This window comes from Streptomyces sp. NPDC045967 (genome assembly GCF_056430495.1).
This window is the reverse complement of record NZ_JBWKLE010000007.1, coordinates 241364-263907: the sequence shown is the minus strand read 5'-3', so window position 1 is coordinate 263907 and position 22544 is coordinate 241364. Positions and strand designations below refer to the sequence as shown.

Genomic DNA, 22544 nt, shown 5'->3' with positions numbered 1-22544 from the left:
GTGGTCGACTACGCCCTGGCCGCCGAGGTCACCGGGGTGAACGAGACGGTCCTCAGCGGCGCCCTGCTGCTCGCCCTGCCGATCGCGCTGCTCGCGGGACTGGTGTCCTTCTTCTCGCCCTGCGTGCTGCCGCTCGTCCCCGGCTACCTCTCCTACGTGACCGGCGTCAGCGGCGCCGACCTCGCCGAGGCGCGCCGTGGCCGGATGCTGGCGGGCGCGAGCCTGTTCATCGCCGGCTTCACCGCCGTCTTCGTCTCCACGGGCGCGCTCTTCGGCTACTTCGGCGAGAGCCTGCAGGAGAACAAGGAGATCATCTCCCAGGTCCTCGGCGGGCTGGTGATCCTCCTCGGCCTCTTCTTCATGGGGGCGATCCCGGGCCTGACGATGCGGGAGTTCCGCTTCCACAAGAAGCCGACGGCGGGGTTGCTCGGCGCGCCCGTCCTCGGCGTGCTCTTCGGCGTCGGCTGGACCCCGTGCATGGGCCCGACCCTGGCCGCCGTCAACACCCTCTCCCTCGACCAGGCGAGCGCGGGCCGCGGGGCCCTGCTGACCGTGGTCTACTGCCTGGGCCTCGGCCTGCCCTTCATCCTCGCCGCGATCGCCTTCCGCAAGGCGCTGGGCGCCTTCGGCTGGGTGAAGAAGCACTACGCGTGGGTGATGCGCATCGGCGGCGGCATGCTCATCCTGACCGGCCTGCTGCTCGTCACAGGAATGTGGGACAGCATCGTCAGCGACATGCAGGGCTGGACCCAGGGCTTCACGGTGGGGATCTGAGGACGACAGGGACATGAGTACGACAGACAACGCGCCCCCCGAGGCGTCGCACGATTCCGACACGGCGCTCGGCGCGGCCGGATCCCAGCTCTCCACCGCCCCCGTCGAGGACAGCGGTCCCGTGGGCATCGGGGTGATCGGCTGGGCCCGCTGGGTCTGGCGGCAGCTCACCTCCATGCGGGTGGCGCTGATCCTGCTGTTCCTGCTGTCCCTCGGCGCGATCCCCGGCTCCCTCATCCCGCAGAACTCCGTCGACCTGATGAAGGTCGCCGAGTGGAAGCGGCAGAACCCGGCCTGGGTGGGGGCCGCCGAGAAGCTCCAGCTGTTCGACGTCTACACGTCCTTCTGGTTCTCCGCGATCTACCTCCTGCTCTTCGTCTCGCTCATCGGCTGCATCCTGCCGCGCACCTGGCAGTTCGTCGGCCAGCTCCGCGGCCGCCCGCCGGCCGCCCCCCGGCGGCTCGACCGGCTCCCCGCCTCCACCACGTGGCGCACCGGGTCGTCCGCGGAGGAGGTCCTCGCGCACGCCGGGACGCTGCTCCGCCGGCGCCGCTTCCGCACCGAGGCCGGCGACGGCCACGTCGCCGCGGAGAAGGGCTACCTGCGCGAGGCCGGGAACCTGATCTTCCACATCGCCCTCATCGTGATGCTCGTGGCGTTCGCCTGGGGCAAGCTCTTCATGTCCGAGGGCGGCAAGCTCGTCCTGCGCGGCGGCGGCTTCTCGAACACGCTCACCCAGTACGACGACTTCAAGTCCGGCAGCATGTTCGATCCCGACGACCTGCCGCCCTTCAGCTTCACCCTCGACAAGTTCGACGCCACCTTCGAGGAGAGCGGCCCGCAGAAGGGCACCCCCCGCGACTTCAAGGCGTACATCACCTACAGCGAGGGCGCCCACGGCAAGCCCACCAAGGCCGAGATCGAGGTCAACAAGCCGCTCGAGATCGACGGCTCGAAGGTCTACCTGCTCGGCCACGGCTACGCGCCGGTCATGTCGGTGACCGACCCCACCGGCAAGGTCGTCTTCCGGGACGCCGTGCCCATGCTGCCGCAGGACGCGAACCTCACCTCCGCGGGCGCCATCAAGGTCACCGACGGCTACCGCAACAAGGACGGGCAGAAGGAGCAGCTCGGCTTCTCCGCCCAGTTCGTGCCGACCTTCGCGGGCAAGGGCCAGGGCACGATGCTCTCCCAGTTCCCCGACGCGAAGTTCCCGGTGATCGCCCTGAACGCCTTCCACGGCAGCCTCGGCGTGGACTCGGGCCTGCCGCAGAACGTGTACCAGCTGGACACGTCCAAGATGCAGCAGTTCAAGAAGGAGAACGGCGACCCCCTCGCCAAGATGCTGCTCCCCGGCGAGTCGATGGAGCTGCCCGACGGCGCGGGCACAGTGAAGTTCGAGAGCATCGAGCGCTGGGCCACCTTCTCCGTGACCCACCAGCCCGGCAGCGCCCTCGCCCTCGCGGGCGCGGCCGCCGCCATCGCCGGCCTGGCCGGTTCGCTGTTCATCCAGCGCCGCCGGATCTGGGTGCGCGCGGTGACCGGCGAGGACGGCGTCACCGTCGTCGAGATGGCGGGCCTCGGCCGCAGCGAGTCCGCCAGGCTCCCGGAGGAGCTGGCGGAACTCGCCGCCACGCTGCACGAGCGGGCGCCGACCGCGACGCCCGCCGAACCCGTAGAAGAAACCCCCGAAGGAGAGCGCGGATGACGCCGCTCGCTGCCGCAGCCAACGAGAACCTGGCCCAGATCAGCAACTACCTGGTCTATTCGTCGATGGCGGTCTACACGCTCGCCTTCTTCGCGCACATCGCGGAGTGGACCTTCGGCAGCCGCAGCAAGGTGGCCCGTACGGCCGCCGCGCTGACCCCCGCCAAGGGCGCCGCCGCCCCGGCCGTGCAGGTGCGGGGCAAGGGCGGCACGGCCGTCCTCGACAAGCCGAAGGTCGTCACCCGCTCCGCCGCGGGCACCCGCGACGTCCCGGACGGCCCCGGCGCCGCGGGCGGCACCGAGCAGGGCGACCTGTACGGGCGGATCGCGGTCTCGCTGACCGCGCTCGCCTTCCTCATCGAGGCGGCCGGCGTCGTGTCCCGCGCGATGTCGGTGCAGCGGGCCCCCTGGGGCAACATGTACGAGTTCTCGATCACCTTCTCCACGGTGGCCGTCGGCGCGTACCTGGTGCTGCTCGCGCTGAAGAAGAACGTCCGCTGGCTCGGCCTGATCCTGGTCACCACCGTCCTGCTGGACCTCGGCATCGCGGTCACCTGGCTCTACACCGAAAGCGACCAGCTGGTCCCGGCCCTGCACTCGTACTGGCTGTGGATCCACGTCTCCACCGCGATCTTCTGCGGCGCCGTCTTCTACCTCGGCGCGGCCGGAACGGTCCTCTACCTGTTCCGCGACTCCTACGAGTCGAAGCTCGCGGGCGGCGGCAAGCCGGGCAGGTTCGCCTCCTCCGTGCTGGAGCGGATGCCCTCCGCCGCCTCGCTCGACAAGTTCTCCTACCGCGTCAACGCGGCCGTCTTCCCGCTGTGGACGTTCACGATCATCGCGGGCGCGATCTGGGCGGGCGACGCCTGGGGCCGCTACTGGGGCTGGGACCCCAAGGAGGTCTGGTCGTTCGTGACCTGGGTGGCGTACGCCTGCTACCTGCACGCGCGAGCCACGGCCGGCTGGAAGGGCCGCAAGGCCGCCTACCTGGCGCTCTTCGCCTTCGCCTGCTGGATCTGGAACTACTACGGCGTGAACATCCTGCTCAGCGGCAAGCACTCCTACGCGGGCGTCTGACCGGCGGGAGTGGGACGCTGGTGTCATGCCTCCTGTGAGTCATGGCACCAGCGAGCACGGCGGGCCGGGCGAGGGGCAGGACCGCTGGCGGATCCGCTTCGAGCCGCACCTCCCCCGCGCCTACACGGCGCTGTGGCCCGCCCTGACCACGCCCGAGGGGCTGCGCGGCTGGTTCGCCGAGGCGCCGGTGCTGGAGCGCCGGCTCGGCGGGGCGGTCACCCTGCGCATGCCCCGCACGGGAACCGTCGCCGACGGGCACGTGACGGCCTGGGACGTGGAGCGGGTCGTCGAATACACCGTGACCGGGCACGAGCGGATCCGCTTCCACCTGGAGCCGGTGGGAACCGATTCCACCGTCATCCGCTTCCTGAACGAGCGCGGCGGCCCGCAGAGCGAGCGGCTGGACCGGCTGGCCGACTGGCACGTGCGCTTCGAGCTGCTGGAGTCCGCGACGGCCGGGCAGCCGGCGGACTGGTCCGCCCGGACCGAGGCCCGCTGGGCGGCGCTGCGCGCGGACTACGCCGCCCTGATCAGCGCGTAGCCGCGCCCCGTCAGTCCTTGTCCTTGTTCTTGTCGTTCTGGTCGTTCTTGTCGCCGTCCCGGCCCTTGTCCTGCTCGTCGCGCAGGTACTTGAGGAACTCCGGATTGTCGTCCGGCGCCACCCACCGGGTCCGCCGGGCCCGGCCGCCGCCGGCCGCCGCGCGCTGCCTGCCCGCGAACAGCCACACCACCGGCCCGACGATGGAGAAGAGCAGGATGATGATCACCCAGACCACCTTGGGGAGGTGCTTGACCTCCTCCTCGGGCGTGTTCAGGCAGTCGATGAAGGCGTAGATGGTCAGCGCGATGATCAGCAGGAACGGCAGATAGCGCAGCACGGTGTGGGACCGACTCCCAGGCAGTGGCGGCGGGCCCGCTTCAGGGACCCGGTGACCCTCCCAGGGTAGTTGGTGACGGATACTTGCCCCTATGGCTTACGACGATCTCCGCTCGCTGCTCCGGGCTCTGGAGCGGGAGGGCGACCTCAAGCGCATCAAGGCCGAAGTCGATCCGCATCTGGAAATCGGCGAGATCGTCGACAGGGTGAACAAGGCGGGCGGCCCGGCCCTGCTGTTCGAGAACGTCAAGGGCTCGGCGATGCCGCTGGCCATGAACGTCTTCGGCACCGACCGCCGGCTGCTGAAGGCGCTGGGCCTGAAGTCGTACGGCGAGATCAGCGAGAAGATCGGCGGCCTGCTCAAGCCGGAGCTGCCGCAGGGCTTCATCGGCGTCCGCGAGGCCTTCGGCAAGCTCGGCTCGATGGTGCACGTGCCGCCGAAGAAGGTGAAGGGCGACGCCGCGCCCGTCCAGGAGGTCGTCCTCACCGGCGACGACGTCGACCTGGACCAGTTGCCGGCCCTCTTCACCTGGCCCAAGGACGGCGGCTCGTTCTTCAACCTCGGCCTCACCCACACCAAGCACCCCGAAACCGGCGTACGCAACCTGGGCCTCTACCGCCTCCAGCGCCACGACAAGCGCACGATCGGCATGCACTGGCAGATCCACAAGGACAGCCGCAACCACTACGCCGTGGCTGCCAAGCGCGGTGAGCGGCTGCCCGTGGCCATCGCCTTCGGCTGCCCGCCCGCGGTGACGTACGCGTCCACCGCCCCGCTGCCCGGCGACATCGACGAGTACCTCTTCGCGGGCTTCGTCGCCGGCAAGCGCATCGAGATGGTCGACTGCAAGACCGTGCCGCTGCAGGTCCCCGCGCAGGCGGAGGTCGTCATCGAGGGGTGGCTGGAGCCGGGGGAGACCCTTCCCGAGGGCCCGTTCGGCGACCACACCGGCTTCTACACCCCTCAGGAGCCCTTCCCCGCCCTGACGATCGACTGCGTCACGATGCGCAGGCGTCCGCTGCTCCAGTCGATCGTGGTGGGCCGGCCGCCGACCGAGGACGGCCCCCTGGGCCGTGCGACGGAACGCTTCTTCCTCCCCCTGCTCAAGATCATCGTGCCGGACATCGTGGACTACCACCTGCCCGAGTCGGGCGGCTTCCACAACTGCGCGATCGTCTCGATCGACAAGAAGTACCCCAAGCACGCGCAGAAGGTCATGCACGCCATCTGGGGCGCGCACATGATGTCGCTGACCAAGCTGATCGTCGTGGTGGACGCCGACTGCGACGTCCACGACCTGCACGAGGTGTCCTGGCGGGCCCTCGGCAACACCGACTACGCCCGCGACCTGACCGTGGTCGAGGGGCCGGTGGACCACCTGGACCACGCCTCCTACCAGCAGTTCTGGGGCGGCAAGGCGGGGATCGACGCCACGCGGAAGCTGCCCGAGGAGGGCTACACGCGCGACGGCGGCTGGCCGGAGATGGTCGAGTCCGACCCGGCGACCGCCGCGCTCGTGGACCGCCGCTGGAAGGAGTACGGCCTGTGAGCCCCGCGGTGGGCGGCCCGGCCCTGTTCCTCGGCGGCGAGACGTACGTGGCGCTCGTGCGCCCGCGGCTCGACCCGGCCGACCCGGGCGTGCGGCGGGCCGCCGAGGATGCGGGCGTCTCCCCGGAGGAGTTCGCCGGCCCCGGCGACGTCTGGGCGCTGATGCTGGACTGGGCCGACGACGAGCGCGGCGAGGGTGCCGGGTTCGAGCTGCCGGGCCTGCGCGACATCGAGGCGGAGGACTTCGCCGAGCGGCTGCGGGACGCGCTCGTGGCCGGCGGGCGGTTCACCGTGGAGGCGGGGGCCGTCCTGCGGCTCGACGGCCGCCCGGTCGGCGGGGACTACGCGTTCACCGCCCGGATCACCCCGCCCGACGGTGACGCCGATGCCTTCCTGATCCTGGAGACGGACCCGGTGCCCCTGGACACGCTACTGGCCGACCTCGACGACTTCCGCGGGAGCCTCGCATGATGACCACCGCCGACGGGGTGGTCGGACCGGGCCCCGCGCCCGAGGCCGGAAACCGGGTCAGGGCGTTCCTGCGGCTCGTGATGATCGAGCACTCGGTCTTCGCGCTGCCCTTCGCCTACATCGCCGCGCTCACCGCCATGTTCCGGCTCGACCGCACGGTGCACTGGGGCACGCTGGTGCTCGTCACCTTCTGCATGGTGGGTCTGCGCACCTTCGCGATGGCCGCCAACCGGATCATCGACCGCGAGATCGACGCCCGCAATCCGCGGACGGCCGGACGGGAGCTGGTCACCGGGGCGGTGTCGGTGCGGTCCGCGTGGACCGGGGCGGGCATCGCGCTCGTGGTGTTCCTGGGTGCGGCGGCGCTGCTGAATCCGCTCTGCCTGGTGCTGGCGCCCGTCGCGGTGGTGCCGATGGTGGTCTACCCGTACGGCAAGCGGTTCACGAACTTCCCGCACGCCATCCTGGGCCTGGCCCAGGCCATCGGTCCGGTGGGCGCCTGGCTGGCGGTCACCGGCGCGTGGTCGTGGGACGCGGCGGTCCTGGGGCTCGCGGTGGGCGTGTGGATCGGCGGCTTCGACCTGATCTTCGCCTCCCAGGACGTCGCCGCCGACCGGGCGGAGGGCGTCAAGTCCGTCCCGGCCCGCTTCGGCGTCCCGGCCGCCCTGTGGGGGGCCCGCGGCGCGCACGTCGTGACGACGGCCCTGCTGGCCTGGTACGCGCTGGCCACGGACGCGGGCATCTTCTTCTGGGCGGGCCTGCTGATCGTGGTCTGCGCCTTCTTCTACGAGCACAGCATCGTGACCCCGCACGACCTGTCCCGCCTGAACCGGGCGTTCTTCACGGTCAACGGGTTCATCGGGATCGCCCTGTTCGTGTGCGCCGTACTGGACCTCGCGGTGCGGGGCCTGACCCTGTAAGCCTCCCGGGCGCCGGCTGAGGGCGGGGTGCGGGGCGCCCTGAGCCGTGCTCACCGTCGTCCCCCTGTGTGTGCGTCCCATCCCCTGGACGTCCGGCCGCCTTGGCGAGTGCCCGCCCGTGGTGGCCGGATAGTCTCGGAGGTATGACTGAGCGCAAGCGCACCCCGTGGGTGGTGGGGGTTTCCGGGGCTTCCGGCACCCCGTACGCGGCGGCGGTGCTCCGCGGGCTGCTCGCGGCGGGGGAGAGCGTCGATTTGGTGGTCAGCCGGGCCTCGCGGCTCACCCTGCTGGACGAGACCGGGATCGCCTTCCGGGACGCGCACTGGCGGGAGGACCTGGGGGAGTGGCTGGAGCGCGGGGCGGACGGCAAGCCCGCCGCTCATCCGCGCCCGGACCTGGCCGACGTCCGGTACTGGGCCGCGGGGGACCTGGCGGCCGGACCGAGTTCGGGCTCCTACCCGGTCAAGGGGATGCTCGTCGTCCCCGCCTCCACGGCGTGCGTGGCGGGGGTGGCGCTCGGGCTGTCGAAGGACCTGCTCCAGCGCGTGGCGAGCGTGACGCTCAAGGAGCGGCGCCGGCTGTTGGTGTGCGTGCGGGAGACCCCGCTGAACGGGCAGACGCTGAAGCACCTGGTGGCGCTGGACGAGGCGGGCGCGGTCGTGCTGCCCGCCTCTCCGGCGTTCTACGCGGGCGCGACGCACATCCAGGACCTGGTGGACTTCGTCGCGGGGCGGGTGCTGGACGCGGCAGGGGTGCCGCACCGGCTGTACCGCCGGTGGGAGGGGGAGCTGGGCGGCTCCCGGCCTCCCGGGGAGAGCGGTGGCTAGCGCTTCTTGGCGCGGCCCGGCTTGCGGGTCCGGTCCACGCGGTGGGCGGCGGACGGCTGGTCGGTGCGGGATCGGTTGGCCAGCTCCTGGAGCTGTCGCATGTGCGCGTAGGCCATCTCGATCGTGTACACGGTGAACCACTCCTGAAGATCGTCATTGATCTGTTGAAAGATTCACAGGGTGTTGACCCTGTGCACCTTTGATTCTATACCTAAACTTGCAGGATCGCCGAATAATGGAAGGCTCCACGTAATGGACACGGTGGACAGGCAGCTCATCCAGGCACTACGCGAGAACGGTCGTGCCTCGTACGCGGAGCTGGGCCGTCTCGTGGGCCTCTCCGGCCCCAGCGTCACCGACCGCATCAACCGGCTGGAGTCGGCCGGTGTCATCACCGGCTACCGCGCCACCGTGAACGCGGCCTCGCTCGGCCTCGGGGTCACCGCGTTGATCGGGCTCTCCATGTCCGACGCCGCGGACCACGAGGACGTCGCCCGGCGGCTGCGCGACCTCGCCGAGATCGAGGACTGCTGGTTCATCGCCGGTGACGACTCCTTCATGCTGAAGGTGCGCGCCAACGACGTGGACGGCCTGGAGAAGATCATCCGCAAGCTCTCGGGCACCAAGGGCGTCTCCCGTACCCGCACCACCATCGTGCTCTCCACGAAGTGGGAGAACCGGGTCGGGGAACTGCCCGAGGAAGGCTGAGAGTACGGTGGGACGGGTTGCAGGACAGGCATCTAGAGGAGGCGACCGCCTGATGGACGCTGGGCTCAAGCGCGAGCTGGAGGAGAAGGTCCGTTCCGGCGAGCGGCTGACCCGGGAGGACGGCATCGCCCTCTACGAGTCGGACGACCTGGCCTGGCTCGGGGGTCTCGCCCACGAGGTGCGCACGCGCAAGAACGGCGACGTCGTGCACTTCAACGTCAACCGCCACCTCAACATGACGAACGTGTGCACCGCGTCGTGCGCGTACTGCTCGTTCCAGCGCAAGCCGGGCGAGAAGGACGCCTACACGATGCGCATCGAGGAGGCCGTGCGCCTGGCCAAGGCCATGGAGAACGACAACCTCACCGAGCTGCACATCGTCAACGGCCTGCACCCGAACCTGCCGTGGCGCTACTACCCGCGCTCGCTGTCGGAGCTGAAGAAGGCGCTGCCGAACGTCTCGCTGAAGGCGTTCACGGCGACGGAGATCCACCACTTCGAGACGATCTCCGGCCTGTCCGCCTCGGACATCCTGGACGAGCTGATCGAGGCGGGCCTGGAGTCGCTCACCGGCGGCGGCGCGGAGATCTTCGACTGGGAGGTCCGCCAGCACATCGTGGACCACCGGACCCACTGGGAGGACTGGTCGCGCATCCACCGGCTGGCGCACTCCAAGGGCCTGAAGACCCCCGCGACGATGCTCTACGGGCACATCGAGGAGCCGCGCCACCGCGTGGACCACGTGCTGCGGCTGCGCGAGCTCCAGGACGAGACCGGCGGCTTCCAGGTCTTCATCCCGCTGCGCTACCAGCACGACTTCGTCGACATGCAGGACGGCAAGGTCCGCAACAAGCTCCAGGCGCGGACGACGATGGCGACGGGCGCCGAGGCGCTGAAGACCTTCGCGGTCTCCCGTCTGCTCTTCGACAACGTGCCGCACGTGAAGGTGTTCTGGGTGATGCACGGCGTGCAGACCGCCCAGCTCGCGCTCCAGCACGGGGCGGACGACATGGACGGCTCGGTCGTCGAGTACAAGATCACGCATGACGCGGACAACTACGGCACCCCGAACAAGCTGGGCCGCGAGGACCTGCTGGAGCTGATCCGCGAGGCGGGCTTCCGCCCGGTCGAGCGCAACACGCGCTACGAGATCATCCGCGAGTACCCCGGTCCGGACGCCGACCTGCGCGAGACGCCGCAGGCCATGCGGCTCTGACGCCCCGTCCGGCCCCAGAGCCCGGTTCGCCCGAGAACCCCGGTCCGCCCGTGCGGACCGGGGATTTTTCGTTGCCGCTGCGGTCGGTAATAGATAATCTGCGGCTATGGCCCTTACTTTCACCCTGGATCCGGTCATCGACTCCGCCCTGCACCAGGGCCTGCTGTCGCTGTGGGTCGACGTCTCCAACGCCGGCGGCGCCGTGGGCTTCGTCCCCCCGGTCACCGCCGACGACATCCGCCCCGCCCTGATCAAGCAGCTCGCCGCGGTCGCCGACGGGGGCACGCGGCTGCTGGTCGGGCGGGACGCGGCGGGCGAGGTCGCCGCGACCGCGTTCCTGACCCACAACACGCACCGGCTGCAACTGCACTGGATGTGGGCGTACACGGTGATGGTCCACCCGCGCCACCAGGGCAAGGGCTACGGACGCGACCTGATGGCCGCGGCGGCGGACGCGGCCCGCTCCATCGAGGGCATCGACGCGATCCGGCTGGGCTGCCGCGGCGGCCACGGCCTGGAGCGCTTCTACGCGTCCTGCGGCTACAAGGAGGTCGGCCGCGTCCCCGACGCCATCCGCGTGGCCCCCGGGGACGACCGCGACGACATCACGATGCTGCTGCCCCTGCATTAGGTCCTGTCGTCAAAGTGGCGCCGGTCGGGCCCGCGGCGTCCGGTGCCGTGCATCGCAAGGCGGAGGGGCGGCCGTGTACTGGACGTACTCGGGCGCCCCGACAACGCGGCGAGGTGCGGTGCCGGGCGTCGCGGGCCAGGCGCGACTTCGACGACAGGGCCTAGTGCCGCGGGCGCCCCCGGCGGCCCGGAGCGCGGCCGGGTCGTGCTTCACTGGACGGGCACCTGCCGCCGTACGAAGACGAGAGAGAAGGGGTCACCGTGTCCCTCAAGCCGAGCGCGACGATCCGCTACACCGCGATGCGCCTGGGCATCTTCGTCGGATGCCTCGTCGCCGTCGCCCTCCTGGTCAACCTCGGCTGGGTGCCCGCCGGGCTGGGGGACGCCAACGTCGCCTGGGTCGTGCTGCTGGCGCTCGTGCTGTCGGCTCCGCTCTCCTTCGTGCTGCTGCGCAAGCAGCGTGACGAGATGTCCGCGCAGATCTCCGGCCGGGTCGCGGGGGCGAAGCAGAAGCTCGCCGCGAACCGCACCCAGGAGGACGAAGCCGACGACGCGGCGCGCGCCTGACATCCGGGGGCGGTCCGCCCCTGTTGCCTTCCTCACACCGAACACACCGAACCGCCCCAGAGCCGGGTTGACCCCCGCAGCGCTGGGGCGGCCGCGTTTTCCCGTCTCAAAGAACTGCTTTGAGATTCCCAAAGGGTAAGTGTTAGCGTGTTCAACATGTTGACCACAGCCGCGCACCCGATGACCGTGAGCGTCCCGCTCGTGGCGCGCCTGGACGTCGACCTCTGCCGCCGCGCGACCGCGGCCTGTTGCCGTTGACGCGCTGACCCGCCAACACCGGTCCCCGACCGGCGCCGTGCGCTGAATCGATACGGCAACAGCGGTCCCGGCCGGCCGCCCTTCCCGCCACGTCCGCCCGGAAGGCGCACCAGCCCGCTGCCGCACCGCACCACGCCTCCCGCAGAACTTCCCCTTGTCTTCGTGCGTCACCCCAGGAGCGTCTTCGTGTCCGCGTCCCCCCAGGCCCAGGCTCCCGCCAAGGGCTCGTTCAAGTTCCCGTTCTGGGCCCAGATCATCGCCGGTCTGGTCCTGGGCGTCCTGTTCGGCTGGATCGCCCGCAGCCAGGACGTCAGCTGGCTCGGCACCACCCTGGAGAAGACCGGCGACATCTTCATCCAGCTGCTGAAGCTGGCCATCGCCCCGCTCGTGTTCTTCGCGATCCTGGTGTCCATCACCAACCTGCGGAAGGTCAACAACGCCGCGCGGCTCGCCTCGCGCACCCTGCTCTGGTTCATGATCACCTCGCTGATCGCGGTCGGCATAGGCATCGCCATCGGCCTGCTCACCGACCCGGGCGCGGGCACCGGGCTCACCGCCGCCGACGGCAAGGAGCCGAAGCGGACCGGCTCCTGGATCGACTTCCTGACCGGGATCGTGCCGACGGACATCGTCACGCCGTTCACCGAGCTGAAGGTCCTCCAGATCGTCTTCCTGGCCGTCGTCGCCGGTGTCGCCGCCCTCCAGCTCGGCGCCAAGGCCAAGCCCGTCCTGGACCTCGCCGAGTCCGTGCTCGAACTGCTGCAGAAGGCCCTGTGGTGGGTCATCCGCCTCGCCCCGATCGGCACCATCGGCCTGATCGGCACGGCCATCGCCACGTACGGCTGGGACCTCATCGGCAAGTACGCGACCTTCACGGCCGACGTCTACATCGGCTGCGCCCTGGTGATGTTCGGCGTCTACCCGCTGCTGCTCGCCACCGTCGCCAAGGTCAGCCCGCTGCAGTTCTTCAAGGGCGCCTGGCCCGCCATCCAGCTGGCCTTCGTCTCCCGCTCCTCGGTCGGCACCATGCCGGTCACCCAGAAGGTCACCGAGCGCCTCGGCGTCCCGAAGGAGTACGCCTCCTTCGCCGTCCCGTTCGGCGCCACCACGAAGATGGACGGCTGCGCCGCGATCTACCCGGCGCTCGCCGCGATCTTCATCGCGCAGATCTTCGACGTGCAGCTGGGCATCAAGGAGTACCTGCTCATCGCGTTCGTCTCCGTCATCGGCTCGGCCGCGACGGCCGGTCTGACCGGCGCCACGGTCATGCTGACGCTGACCCTGTCCACGCTGGGCCTGCCGCTGGCGGGTGTCGGCCTGCTCATGGCGATCGACCCGATCCTCGACATGATGCGCACCGCCACCAACGTGGCCGGGCAGGCCCTGGTCCCGGTCATCGTCTCGGCGCGCGAGGGCATCCTGGACAAGGAGGCGTACGCCTCCGCCTCGGCCTCCCCGCTGGACGAGCCCGCCCCGGCACCGGCCGAGCCCGCGAAGCCGGAGCCGGTGGCGGTCCCCGCCTGACGGCCCGCCCGCACACTCGCCGCAGCCCCCGCCCCCGTCCGGGCGGGGGCTGCGGCGTGTCGGGCGCCGAGGGGTCAGGCGCGGGCGACGAAACCGGCCCAGGCGTGGGGGGTGAAGGAGAGGGGGGAGCGTGCGGTGTCCTTGGAGTCGCGGACCAGGACCAGGCGGGGGGTGGCGGCCACCTCGACGCAGGAGTCGCCTTCGCTGCCGTCGCTGTAGCTGCTCTTGTACCAGTGCAGCTCGGGGTAATCCATCATGTGTCTCCCAGCAGTTCCTCGATGAAGCCCCGTGACGCCAGGGGTATGAGTGCTTGGGCCCGGATCATGCCATAGCGCAGCTCAAGGACCCGGAGCAGCTTCGGATCGGACACGGGACGTACGGGCGGTACCGCTTCTCACGGTACGCACGGACAGACACGCTGAGTGACGTGATCCCTCAACTCGTGGACTTCCACGTCCAGCTCTCCGCGACGTCCCGCGGCGCCCGCCTCGCACGCCTGCTCGCCGTCGTACGACTGCGCGGCTGGGGCCTGCCGTTGGAGGGGCCCGCACACATCGTCGCCGAGCTCGCGGCGAACGCCGTGACCCACGGGCGGGCTCCCGGGCGGGACTTCCGGATGGTCCTCACCGCCACCCCGGGCCTGTTGCGCATCGAGGTGACGGACGCCCGGGGCGACCGGATCCCGGAGAAGCGCGATGGGGGCGCGGGCTCCTGCTGGTCGAGGCGTTCGCGGACCGTTGGGGCGTCCGGGAAGGGCCGGTCCCCCGCAAAGCGGTGTGGGCCGAGGTGGAGTGGAGGACCGGGTCGCGGGGCGCCGGGGGGAGAGGCGCATCAGGCCCGGGGCCGGCGGGGGAAGCGTGGAGCGTCCGTGAAGAAGGGGGTCGAGGGGTGGTCGGACGGGGTTACCGGTCCGTACATTACCGGCGGTAACTCGATGCCCACCCGAGGAGAGCAACCGTGGAAGCCGAGCTGAGACCGGCCAGGCCCGTCGAGCCCGTCAGGACCACGGTCGACGGCGTGGTGCGCGAAGTGCGGATGCCCGCGCTGGTGGGCATGCCCGAGCGCGGGTCGCTCGGGGACATCCCCTTCGACAACGCCCGGCAGGCGCCCGACGAGGCGGTCCTGGCCGTCAAGGGCCGGGACGGGAACTGGCGGGACGTGACCGCCGCCCGGTTCGCCGCCGAGGTGCTCGCCGTCGCGAAGGGGCTGATCGCGGAGGGGCTGCGGGAGGGGGACCGGCTCGCCATCATGGCCCGTACGACCTACGAGTGGACCCTGCTCGACTTCGCCGGATGGGCCGCGGGGCTGGTCACCGTACCGATCTACCCCACCTCCTCCGCCCTCCAGGCGCGCTGGATCATCCAGGACTCCGGCGCCGTCGCCTGCGCGGTCGAGGACACCGCGCAGGCGCGGATCATCAGCGCCGAGCGGGCCAACCTGCCCCGGCTCGCCCATCTGTGGGAGTTCGACACCGGGGCCTTGGCGCGGCTCGTCAAGGCCGGCGAGCACCTGCCCGACGCGGTGGTGCACGCGCGGCGGGCCGCCCGTACCCCGGACGCCGTCGCCACCCTGCTCTACACCTCGGGCACGACCGGCCGGCCCAAGGGCTGCGTGATCACGCACGGCAACTTCTTCGCCGAGGTGGACAACGCGGTCGAGCTGCTGCACCCCGTCTTCAAGTCCGTCAGCCAGGACCCCGCCTCCACCCTGCTGTTCCTGCCGCTCTCGCACGTCTTCGGGCGGATGGTCGCGGTCGGCTGCCTGCGGGCCCGGGTGAAGCTCGGGCACGCGCCGAGCATCGCCACCGAGGACCTCCTGGCGGACCTGGCCGGTTTCCGGCCGACCTTCCTGCTCGCCATCCCCTACGTCCTGGAGAAGGTCTACAACACCGCCCGGGCCACCGCCGAGAGGACGGGCCGGGCCGCCTCCTTCGACCGGGCGGCCCGCATCGCGCGGCGGCTGGGCGAGAAGGCCGCCGCGGGCCGGGCGCCCGGGCCGGGGCTGCGCGCCGCGCGGGCGTTGTACGACCCGCTCGTCTACCGGCGGATCCGGGCGGCGCTCGGCGGCCGCGTCCGCTACGTCCTCAGCGGCGGATCCCCGCTCGGCAGCCGGCTCGCCGCGTTCTACACCGGCGCCGGCATCGAGGTCTTCGAGGGCTACGGGCTCACGGAGACGACCGGGGCCTCCACGGTGACCCCGCCGCAGCGGCCCCGGCTCGGCACGGTCGGCTGGCCGCTGCCGGGGACGGCCGTCCGGATCGCCGACGACGGCGAGGTGCTGCTGGCCGGGCGGCACGTCTTCGCCGGCTACTGGAACAGCGGCCAGGGGGTCCCGCCGGGCAGCTGGCTGCCGACCGGTGACATCGGAGAGCTGGACGCCGACGGCTACCTCACCATCACCGGCCGCAAGAAGGACATGATCATCACCTCCGGCGGGAAGAACGTGGCCCCGGCGCCGCTGGAGGACTGGCTGCGGGCGCATCCGCTGGTCGGCCAGTGCATGGTGGTGGGCGACAACCGGCCGTACGTCACCGCCCTGATCACCCTGGAGCCGGACGGCCTGCTGCACTGGCGCCAGATGCACAAGAAGCAGGGCGTGCCGCTCTACGAGCTGGTGCGGGACGAGGAGCTGCGGGCGGACCTGCAGCGTGCGGTCGACGAGGCGAACCGGCTGGTGTCGCGTGCGGAGTCGATCCGCCGCTTCGCCGTCCTGCCGGGTGACTTCACCGAGGCGCGCGGCCATCTGACCCCGTCACTGAAGCTGAGGCGGGGCGCGGTCGCCCGCGATTACGCGCGGGAGATCGAGGAGCTGTACCGGGGGCCCCGCGAGGGCCCAGGGGGCTGAGCCGCGCGCGACGGCTCCGGGGCCGAGCCGCGCGCCGGGCGCCGGGACCGGCCGAGGGGCGGGGCCGGGCGGGCGCGCTTATGGTGGGCGGAACGCTCCGACGGTCCGGGGGGATGCCCGAGGAGGGCGCCGTGCACCGTTCCCGACGCCCTGCCCCGTCCCGTTCCCGATTGCGTTCCCCATCGCGTTCCCGGGGACCCGTCTGGGTCGCCGCGGCCTGTGCGCTGGCCCTGGCCTGGCTCGGGGCGGCTCCAGGACTTCGGACGGAGGCGGGAGCGGGCCCCGAAGCCGGGCCGAGTTCCCCGCCGCGCGGCCCCGCCGTCCGATGGGGGGACTGCCCCGAGCGGCCGGTGCCCGCCGGGATGCGGTGCGGCACGCTCACGGTGCCCCTCGACCACGCGGCCCCCGGCAAGGGCACGGTCGACATCGCCCTGGCGCGGATGGCGGCCACCGGGCCCGGCAAGCGCCTCGGCTCCCTCGTGCTGAACTACGGAGGCCCCGGCAGCCCGGGCGTCGCCGGCCTGGCGGCCGACCCCGACGCCTTCGCCGACCTCGGCGAGCGCTACGACCTCGTCGCCTTCGACCCGCGCGGGGTCGGCCACAGCCAGCCCGTGTCCTGCGCCGGCTCCCGGCAGCCCGCCGTGGCGGAGGAGGCGGCGGACGCCGCCGCGCTGCTGGCCGCCCTGCGGTCCGTGGCCAGACGCTGCGAGCTGGCCTCCGGCCCGGTCCTGCCGTACGTCGGGACGGTGCACGTCGCCCGCGACATGGACCTGATCCGCCGGGCGCTGGGCGACGACAAGCTGCACTACCTGGGCTTCTCCTACGGCAGCCGGCTCGGGGCCGTCTACGCGGCGCAGTTCCCCGGCACCACCGGCCGCATGGTCCTCGACGGCGTCGACACCCTCACCGAGCCGCTGGCGGAACAGGCCCTGGTCTCGGCGCGCGGCCGGCAGCGGGCCCTGGAACGCTTCCTGTCGTGGTGCGCCCACCAGGAGAGGTGCGTCTTCGGGACCAACACCCGCACCGCCCGGCAGAAGGCCGAGGCCCTGGTGGCCCGGTTGGACGCGCAGCCGCTGACCGGCCACGACGGCTCCTACGTGACCGGGCAGGATCTCGTCACCACGATCGGCGACGCCCTCTACTCGCCCCTCACCTGGCCCGCACTCGCCGACGCACTGGCCACGGCCGAACGCGGCGGCGACCCGGCCGCGCTGCTCCAGCTCGGCGGACCGGCCGTCCCGTCCGGCGAGGCGCCGGAGGGCGGCGGCGGCCCCGGCACGGTGCCCGCCGACAACGCCGACGCCGCACTCACCGCCGTGAGCTGCGCGGACGACCCGGACCGGTCGGACGAGACGGCCGGTGCGGCGGCCGTCGAGAAGGAGCTGGCCGCCCTCGAGGGCAAGTTCCTGGAGGCGTCGAAGATCTTCGGTCCGGCCCAGCTGATGACGGTGCTCTCCTGCTACGGGCGGCCCGCCGGGACGGACGCCATCCGGCGGATCGACCGCCCGGGTGCCCCGCGGATGCTGCTGGTCGGCACCCGCGGGGACCCGGCGACCCCGTACGAGTGGACGGAGGAGACGGCGAAGCGGCTCGGCTCCGCGGTGGTGCTGGACTACAAGGGGGAGGGGCACACCGGCTACGGGTCCTCGCCCTGCGTCCGGGAGTACGTGGACCGCTTCCTGCTCTCCGGGCGGCTGCCGTCCGGGACGCGGTCCTGCCCCGCCGAGGCGGTTCCCCCGGCGGCGGCCGGGGGAGGGTGAGCGGGCGGCGGGGCGGGGGCCCGGCCCCGGGGCGTCAGCAGTTGGGTCGCGTGGGGCGTCCCGCGAAGCGGTCCGCGAGCCACTGGCCGACCGCGCGTGAGGTGCGGATCGCCGAGGACGGGGAGGTGCTGGCGCGCGGGCCGATGGTGTTCCCCGGCTACCACGCGAACGCGAGGGCTTCCGCGCGGGCGCTGGACGCGGAGGGCTGGCTGCACACCGGCGACCTGGGCGAACTCGACGCCGACGGGTACCTGCGGATCACCGGCCGGAAGAAGGAGATCGTCATCACCTCCGCGGGCAAGAACCTGAACCCGACCGAGGTCGAGTTCGCCCTGCAGCGTTCGCGCTACGTCTCACGGGCGGTGATGATCGGCGACCGGCGGCCGTACCCGGTGGCCCTGATCGCCCCGGACGCGGAGGAGGTCACCGCCTGGGCCGCCCGCGAGGGCCACGACCTGGGCGAGGCGCCCTGCGCCCATCCGGCGGTCCGCGAGCTGATCGGGACGGCGGTGGCCGAGGCCAACGCCTCGCTGTCCCGGCCCGCCCGCGTCCGCGCGTTCCACGTCCTCCCGGAGGACTTCACGGTCGCGGCCGGGACCTTGACCCCGACGCTGAAACTCCGGCGCGGGGCGGTGGCCGAACGGTACGCGGCGGAGATCGAGCGGCTGTACGGGGGCTGAGGGCGGGCCGGGGCGTGTTGCACCCGGCGGCGCCTGCGGGGCATGCTTCGCCGGGGTGGAGCGGAAGGATCATCATGCCGGTGGACAAGCGGACCGTCGTGACCGTGGTGCTGTGCGCCCTCGCGGCCCTGGGAGCGTCCGCCGCCGTGGCCGAGCTGGCGCCGCCGCCCGGGCCGGGCGCGCCCGCGCGCGCCAAGGCCGCCGCCGGCAGCCCGACGGCGAGCCCGTCGCGTTCCCAGGCGGCGAAGCCGCAGCTGTCCACCCCGCCCGGGAGCACGTGGCCGCCCGCCGTCACCCCCCAGCCGGGCGGGCCCGCGGCCTTCACCGGGGCCCTGTTCACCAACGGCCTGGACAGCGACCACTTCTGTACCGCCACCGTGGTGCACAGCCCGGGCCGGAACCTGATCGTCACCGCCGGGCACTGCCTGCTCGCCGGGGACCAGCGCGGCGGCACGGCCGTCTTCGTGCCGGCCTACGCGGGCGGTGTCGCCCCGTACGGCACGTGGAAGCTCGAGGAGGTCTTCGAGGACGACCGCTGGGCCGAGGACACGGACGACGCCTACGACCTGGCCTTCGCCCGCCTGGCCCCCGACGCCGCGGGCCGGGCCATCGAGGACGTGACGGGGGCGGCCGTGCTGGACACCGGCGGCCGCTCGGGCGAGGAGGTCACCGTCACCGGGTATCCCGCCGACCGCAAGGTGCCCCGCACCTGCACTTCCGTCGCCGTCCGCGAAAGCGAGACCGGACAGCGCTTCGACTGCGCCGACTTCCCCGGCGGCACCAGTGGCAGCGCCTGGATCGCCCGCGACGGGAAGATCATCGGCATTCTGACGGGCGGCGACACGGACGACGTGTCGACCAGCACCGTCCTGGGCGACTACGCCGCCTCGCTCTACGCCAGGGCCACGGGCGGGCGCACCGGTTAGGCGGAGTGGGCCGGGTCGGTCGGGCCGGGCGGTCGGGCCGGGCCAGGTCGGTCGGGCCGCTTGCGTTCAGGCCAGCAGACCCAAGTGCACCGGCTCGGCCGGTGCGTCGGCCAGGAGGTCCGCCAGGCGCGGCGGCCACAGGGGTTCGCCGAGGGTGGCCAGGCGCTGGGGGGAGAGCCACTGCCAGTGGATGCCCGGGTGCTCGAGCACCGGTTCGCGGTGCGGTCCCGTGGTGAGGTAGATGTGCTCGTGCTGGCGGACCGGGATGCCCTGGTGGGTGAAGTCGTGCTCCCAGGTGCACAGCAGCCGACCCGGTTCCACGTCGGTCCAACCGGTCTCCTCGCGCAGCTCCCGCCGCACGCACTCCTCGGGGCTCTCGCCCGGGTCGATGCCGCCGCCGGGCGGCAGCCAGTGTATGCCGACCTCCACGTTGTTCTCGCGGAAGAGGAACACCGACCCGGCGGGGGACAGGATGACAACGCGCGCGGCATGACGTGGAGTTCGCATCGAACCAGCCTACGCCGGTGATCGCGGCCGGGCCCGGCGGTGGAACGGGCCGTGCGGCCCGGACCCGTGACGGGTGATCGGGCGCTGCCGGGCATCCGGCCCGCGACCTGCCGGCAGGTGCCGTACGTCACGACGCGCGGTGCGGCGCGCGCAGCCGGCTCGGCTCGCGACCGTCCGTGCCCGGCGACCGGTCCGGCCGCCGCGGCGAGGCTCCGGGCCCCTTTTAGGCGGCGGGCGGAAGGCGCCGCGCCGCAGGTGGGGGTGCGGTCCATCCGCGCGGGCGCGCCGGAGCCGACCGGACGGCCCGCGCCCGTGCGGAGCCTGACGGCGGATCGGCCGGGCGGTGCGCTTCGGTGACGGCAGGCCCCGGCGGCAGGGCAGCGTTCAGCCGCACCGAAGGGCTGCTGCTGTACGGTCGGTTCAATGAGCAAGCACCGCCGAGCCGGCTCCCGCACGCTGCGTACCTCCCGTACGCCTCGTCAGGTGCGCACCGTGACGTCCTCGCCCACGTCCCGTCGCGTGGCGCTCGCCGCCACCGCCGGCCTGCTGACCTTCGCGGCGGGCTGGGTGTACGCCTTCGACCAGGAGGCCGTGGGCACCTCGGCGCGGGCGGGCGCCGATTCCCGGCCCCCGGCCGGGGACCGCGCGGCGCGCGACGCGCGGCGCACCGCCGCGCAGGAGGCCGCCCCGAAGGCGGCTCCGCGGGCCCCCCTCCAGGGGCTGACCGGCATCAGCGAGCAGACGCTGGCGAAGATCCCGGCCGACTCCCGCCAGCTCGTCCTGGTCACCGGCAAGGCGGTGGACTCCTCGGAGTCGACCGCCGCGTTCTACACCCGCCCCTCGGCCGGTGCCGACTGGGTGCGCGGCGAGAGCTGGCCGGCCCGCAACGGGGCGAAGGGCTGGTCCACCGAGCGCACCTACGGGGACCTGACCTCACCGCAGGGCGTCTTCGCGCTCACCGACGCGGGCGGGCTGCTGCCGCCGCCGCCCGGCACCCGGCTCCCCTACGACAAGGACCGCGCGTTCGTCGCCACGGGGCGCGGGGTGAACGGGGAGTCGCTGGCCGGGTCCTTCGACTACGTGGTCGCCATCGACTTCAACCGCAGGCCGGGGAAGTCGCCGCTGGACCCGGTGAAGCCGGAGGGCGAGGACAAGGGCGGCAACATCTGGCTGCACGTGGACCACGACGGCCCCTCGCAGGGCTGCGTCGGCATTCCGAAGGACGCGATGCGGAAGGTCCTGCAGGCCCTCGACCCGGCGGCGAAGCCGATCATCGTGATGGGCCCGCAGGGCTTCTGACCCCGCCGCGGTGGCCGTGGCCGGCGCCGTACCGGATCCCGCCCGACCGGCCTCGGCGTGCGCGTCGGCCTCCGGCCGGGCCGGCGCCGTCCCGGGTCGCGCGCGTCGGCCTCGCGTGCGCGGGGAGGCCGCCCCGGCGCGCGACGGCCATCGCCACCCCTTCGACGCGAGGCGCGCGCCTCCGTCACCGCCTCCCGCCCCGCCCGTCCCGCGCCCCGGGCCATGACCTCCCGGGCCACCCCGTCCCCCGCGTAGGCCGCGTGCACGTCCGGAAGTGGCCCGGGGGCGGGGGCCGGGGCACAGAGCCGTGACAGCCCGGGCTCCCGGCCCGGGAACCGGTCCCGCCCGCCGCCCGGTGGCCGGGTCGTGGGTGACCGGATCGCGTCCGAGCCCTTGCCTGACGGTGTGTCAGGTACGACGATGGCCCCGCCCACCGATGTGACGCATCGGCAGACGAAGGCGAGGCGGGTCCGGCATGGCGCGCGTGTTTCCGGAAGGTCGGCTGGTCTACGGGATGCAGCTCCCGATCCAGTCGCAGAGCACCATCTACGCCGAGCCCTGGGAGGCGTCGGCCACCGCCGAAGACCTCGCCGCGGTGGCGCGGGCCGCCGAACGGGCCGGCTTCGGGTACCTCGCCACCTGCGACCACGTGGCCGTCCCGCGCCGGCTCGCGGGAGCGATGAGCACCGTCTGGTACGACCCGGTGGCCACCTTGTCCTTCCTCGCGGGGATCACCGAGCACGTACGGCTGCTCAGCCACGTCGCGATCCTCGGTCTGCGCCACCCGCTCGTCAGCGCCAAGCAGTACGCCACCCTCGACCACCTCTCCGGCGGCCGGCTGATCCTCGGCGTCGGCGCCGGGCACGTCCGGGAGGAGTTCGAGGTCCTGGGCGTGGACTTCGCCCGCCGGGGAGCCGTCCTCGACGAGACCCTCGACGCGCTGCGGGCCGCGCTCGGTCCCGAGGAGTACCCGCGGTTCGAGGGCGAGCTGTTCTCCTTCCAGGACCTGGGCCAGCTGCCCCGCCCCGCCCAGGAGCGGATCCCCGTATGGGTCGGTGGATCCTCGCCCGCCGCCGTCCGCCGGGCCGCCCTGCGCGGCGACGGCTGGCTCCCGCAGGGCGACCCGCGCGAGAAGCTCCCGGCGCAGATCGCCCGGATCAAGGAGCTGCGCGCCGAGGCCGGGGTGGAGGGCCCCGTCGAGTTCGGCGCGATCACCGAGCCGCTGTACGTCGGCGAACCCGGCTGGGACACCGGCCGCCGCACCCTGACCGGCAAGGCGGAGGCGCTCGCCGAGTCCCTGCGGGAGTACCGGGAGCTGGGGGTGGACCAGGTCCAGGTCCGCTTCCGCAGCCGCGACCGGGCCGAGCTCGTGGACCAGATCACCGCCTTCGGGGCCGAGGTCGCCCCGCACTTGAGCTAGGAG

23 protein-coding genes and 2 pseudogenes are annotated in these 22544 nt (G+C 72.5%); 20 read left to right on the top strand and 5 right to left on the bottom strand.

What is annotated here, in order from left to right:
• The 4 genes from AC07FY_RS17490 to AC07FY_RS17475 are packed head-to-tail and all read left to right on the top strand — an operon-like array spanning window position 1 to window position 4099.
• The gene (locus tag AC07FY_RS17490; RefSeq protein WP_479006938.1) at window positions 1-774 is read left to right on the top strand and encodes a cytochrome c biogenesis CcdA family protein; all 774 of its coding nucleotides are present in this window, start codon (window positions 1-3) and stop codon (window positions 772-774) included.
• A 13-nt stretch (window positions 775-787) separates the two neighbouring features.
• Window positions 788-2482 (top strand): cytochrome c biogenesis protein ResB, encoded by a 1695-nt coding sequence (gene resB / locus AC07FY_RS17485; protein ID WP_479006935.1) that lies wholly within the window; start codon window positions 788-790, stop codon window positions 2480-2482.
• Window positions 2479-3558, top strand: a complete 1080-nt coding sequence (gene ccsB / locus AC07FY_RS17480) for a c-type cytochrome biogenesis protein CcsB (RefSeq protein ID WP_479006933.1) — start codon at window positions 2479-2481, stop codon at window positions 3556-3558. The genes resB and ccsB overlap by 4 nt, the downstream gene beginning before the upstream one ends.
• 25 nt (window positions 3559-3583) lie before the next feature.
• A complete protein-coding gene (locus AC07FY_RS17475; protein ID WP_479006930.1) occupies window positions 3584-4099 on the top strand; it encodes an SRPBCC domain-containing protein in 516 nt (171 codons plus the stop codon).
• Window positions 4100-4109: 10 nt separating this feature from the next.
• Here AC07FY_RS17475 and AC07FY_RS17470 read toward each other — a convergent pair whose 3' ends face one another.
• Window positions 4110-4436, bottom strand: a complete 327-nt coding sequence (locus AC07FY_RS17470) for a PLD nuclease N-terminal domain-containing protein (RefSeq protein WP_479006927.1) — start codon at window positions 4434-4436, stop codon at window positions 4110-4112.
• A gap of 91 nt (window positions 4437-4527) precedes the next feature.
• On the opposite strand from AC07FY_RS17470, the gene AC07FY_RS17465 reads away from it, so the two are divergent.
• From AC07FY_RS17465 to AC07FY_RS17450, 4 genes are all read left to right on the top strand, one after another.
• A complete protein-coding gene (locus AC07FY_RS17465) occupies window positions 4528-5985 on the top strand; it encodes a menaquinone biosynthesis decarboxylase (RefSeq protein WP_479006924.1) in 1458 nt (485 codons plus the stop codon).
• On the top strand, window positions 5982-6455 hold the full coding sequence (locus AC07FY_RS17460) for a hypothetical protein (protein WP_479006921.1): 474 nt from the start codon (window positions 5982-5984) through the stop codon (window positions 6453-6455). Before AC07FY_RS17465 ends, AC07FY_RS17460 begins: the two co-directional genes overlap by 4 nt.
• Window positions 6452-7375, top strand: a complete 924-nt coding sequence (gene mqnP, locus AC07FY_RS17455; protein WP_479006918.1) for a menaquinone biosynthesis prenyltransferase MqnP — start codon at window positions 6452-6454, stop codon at window positions 7373-7375. Before AC07FY_RS17460 ends, mqnP begins: the two co-directional genes overlap by 4 nt.
• Window positions 7376-7518: 143 nt before the next feature.
• Window positions 7519-8202: a UbiX family flavin prenyltransferase gene (locus AC07FY_RS17450; protein WP_479006916.1), complete on the top strand. Its 684-nt coding sequence runs from the start codon at window positions 7519-7521 to the stop codon at window positions 8200-8202.
• Here the strand turns inward: AC07FY_RS17450 and AC07FY_RS17445 are convergent.
• Complete coding sequence (locus AC07FY_RS17445; protein ID WP_479006913.1) at window positions 8199-8333, bottom strand: hypothetical protein; 135 nt, start codon at window positions 8331-8333, stop codon at window positions 8199-8201. The two genes, AC07FY_RS17450 and AC07FY_RS17445, sit on opposite strands and share 4 nt — an antisense overlap.
• 121 nt (window positions 8334-8454) lie before the next feature.
• On the opposite strand from AC07FY_RS17445, the gene AC07FY_RS17440 reads away from it, so the two are divergent.
• The 5 genes from AC07FY_RS17440 to AC07FY_RS17420 all read left to right on the top strand — a co-directional run bounded on the left by AC07FY_RS17440 (window position 8455) and on the right by AC07FY_RS17420 (window position 13105).
• Window positions 8455-8910: an Lrp/AsnC family transcriptional regulator gene (locus AC07FY_RS17440; protein ID WP_479006910.1), complete on the top strand. Its 456-nt coding sequence runs from the start codon at window positions 8455-8457 to the stop codon at window positions 8908-8910.
• Window positions 8911-8962: 52 nt separating this feature from the next.
• Window positions 8963-10126, top strand: coding sequence for an aminofutalosine synthase MqnE (mqnE, locus tag AC07FY_RS17435; protein ID WP_479006907.1), 1164 nt, complete (start codon window positions 8963-8965; stop codon window positions 10124-10126).
• A 106-nt stretch (window positions 10127-10232) separates the two neighbouring features.
• Window positions 10233-10757, top strand: a complete 525-nt coding sequence (locus tag AC07FY_RS17430) for an N-acetyltransferase family protein (protein ID WP_479006904.1) — start codon at window positions 10233-10235, stop codon at window positions 10755-10757.
• A gap of 260 nt (window positions 10758-11017) precedes the next feature.
• On the top strand, window positions 11018-11323 hold the full coding sequence (locus tag AC07FY_RS17425; protein ID WP_479006901.1) for a DUF4229 domain-containing protein: 306 nt from the start codon (window positions 11018-11020) through the stop codon (window positions 11321-11323).
• A gap of 444 nt (window positions 11324-11767) precedes the next feature.
• Entirely contained in the window at window positions 11768-13105 is a 1338-nt protein-coding gene (locus tag AC07FY_RS17420) for a dicarboxylate/amino acid:cation symporter (protein WP_479006898.1), read from the top strand.
• 74 nt (window positions 13106-13179) lie between these two features.
• Here AC07FY_RS17420 and AC07FY_RS17415 read toward each other — a convergent pair whose 3' ends face one another.
• Complete coding sequence (locus tag AC07FY_RS17415; protein WP_479006895.1) at window positions 13180-13362, bottom strand: DUF397 domain-containing protein; 183 nt, start codon at window positions 13360-13362, stop codon at window positions 13180-13182.
• A pseudogene (locus AC07FY_RS17410) lies at window positions 13359-13481 on the bottom strand (transcriptional regulator); the annotation flags it as partial. The pseudogene AC07FY_RS17410 and the gene AC07FY_RS17415, both read right to left, overlap by 4 nt.
• 42 nt (window positions 13482-13523) lie before the next feature.
• Here AC07FY_RS17410 and AC07FY_RS17405 point away from each other — a divergent pair.
• From AC07FY_RS17405 to AC07FY_RS17385, 5 genes and pseudogenes are all read left to right on the top strand, one after another.
• Window positions 13524-13897 (top strand): annotated as a pseudogene (locus tag AC07FY_RS17405) (ATP-binding protein); the annotation flags it as partial.
• Between the two features lie 165 nt (window positions 13898-14062).
• On the top strand, window positions 14063-15949 hold the full coding sequence (locus AC07FY_RS17400; protein WP_479006893.1) for an AMP-dependent synthetase/ligase: 1887 nt from the start codon (window positions 14063-14065) through the stop codon (window positions 15947-15949).
• 383 nt (window positions 15950-16332) lie between these two features.
• Window positions 16333-17709, top strand: coding sequence for an alpha/beta hydrolase (locus AC07FY_RS17395; protein WP_479006890.1), 1377 nt, complete (start codon window positions 16333-16335; stop codon window positions 17707-17709).
• Between the two features lie 50 nt (window positions 17710-17759).
• Window positions 17760-18389, top strand: coding sequence for a hypothetical protein (locus tag AC07FY_RS17390; protein WP_479006888.1), 630 nt, complete (start codon window positions 17760-17762; stop codon window positions 18387-18389).
• Between the two features lie 74 nt (window positions 18390-18463).
• Entirely contained in the window at window positions 18464-19315 is an 852-nt protein-coding gene (locus tag AC07FY_RS17385; protein WP_479006885.1) for a trypsin-like serine peptidase, read from the top strand.
• Window positions 19316-19381: 66 nt separating this feature from the next.
• On the opposite strand, the gene AC07FY_RS17380 is transcribed toward AC07FY_RS17385, so the two are convergent.
• Complete coding sequence (locus tag AC07FY_RS17380; RefSeq protein ID WP_479006882.1) at window positions 19382-19822, bottom strand: NUDIX hydrolase; 441 nt, start codon at window positions 19820-19822, stop codon at window positions 19382-19384.
• Between the two features lie 423 nt (window positions 19823-20245).
• Between AC07FY_RS17380 and AC07FY_RS17375 the strand changes: the two genes are divergently transcribed.
• Together AC07FY_RS17375 and AC07FY_RS17370 are read left to right on the top strand one after the other, a co-directional pair.
• On the top strand, window positions 20246-21121 hold the full coding sequence (locus tag AC07FY_RS17375; protein WP_479006880.1) for a L,D-transpeptidase family protein: 876 nt from the start codon (window positions 20246-20248) through the stop codon (window positions 21119-21121).
• Between the two features lie 475 nt (window positions 21122-21596).
• Complete coding sequence (locus AC07FY_RS17370) at window positions 21597-22541, top strand: TIGR03619 family F420-dependent LLM class oxidoreductase (RefSeq protein ID WP_479006878.1); 945 nt, start codon at window positions 21597-21599, stop codon at window positions 22539-22541.
• The last annotated feature ends 3 nt before the right edge of the window (window positions 22542-22544 follow it).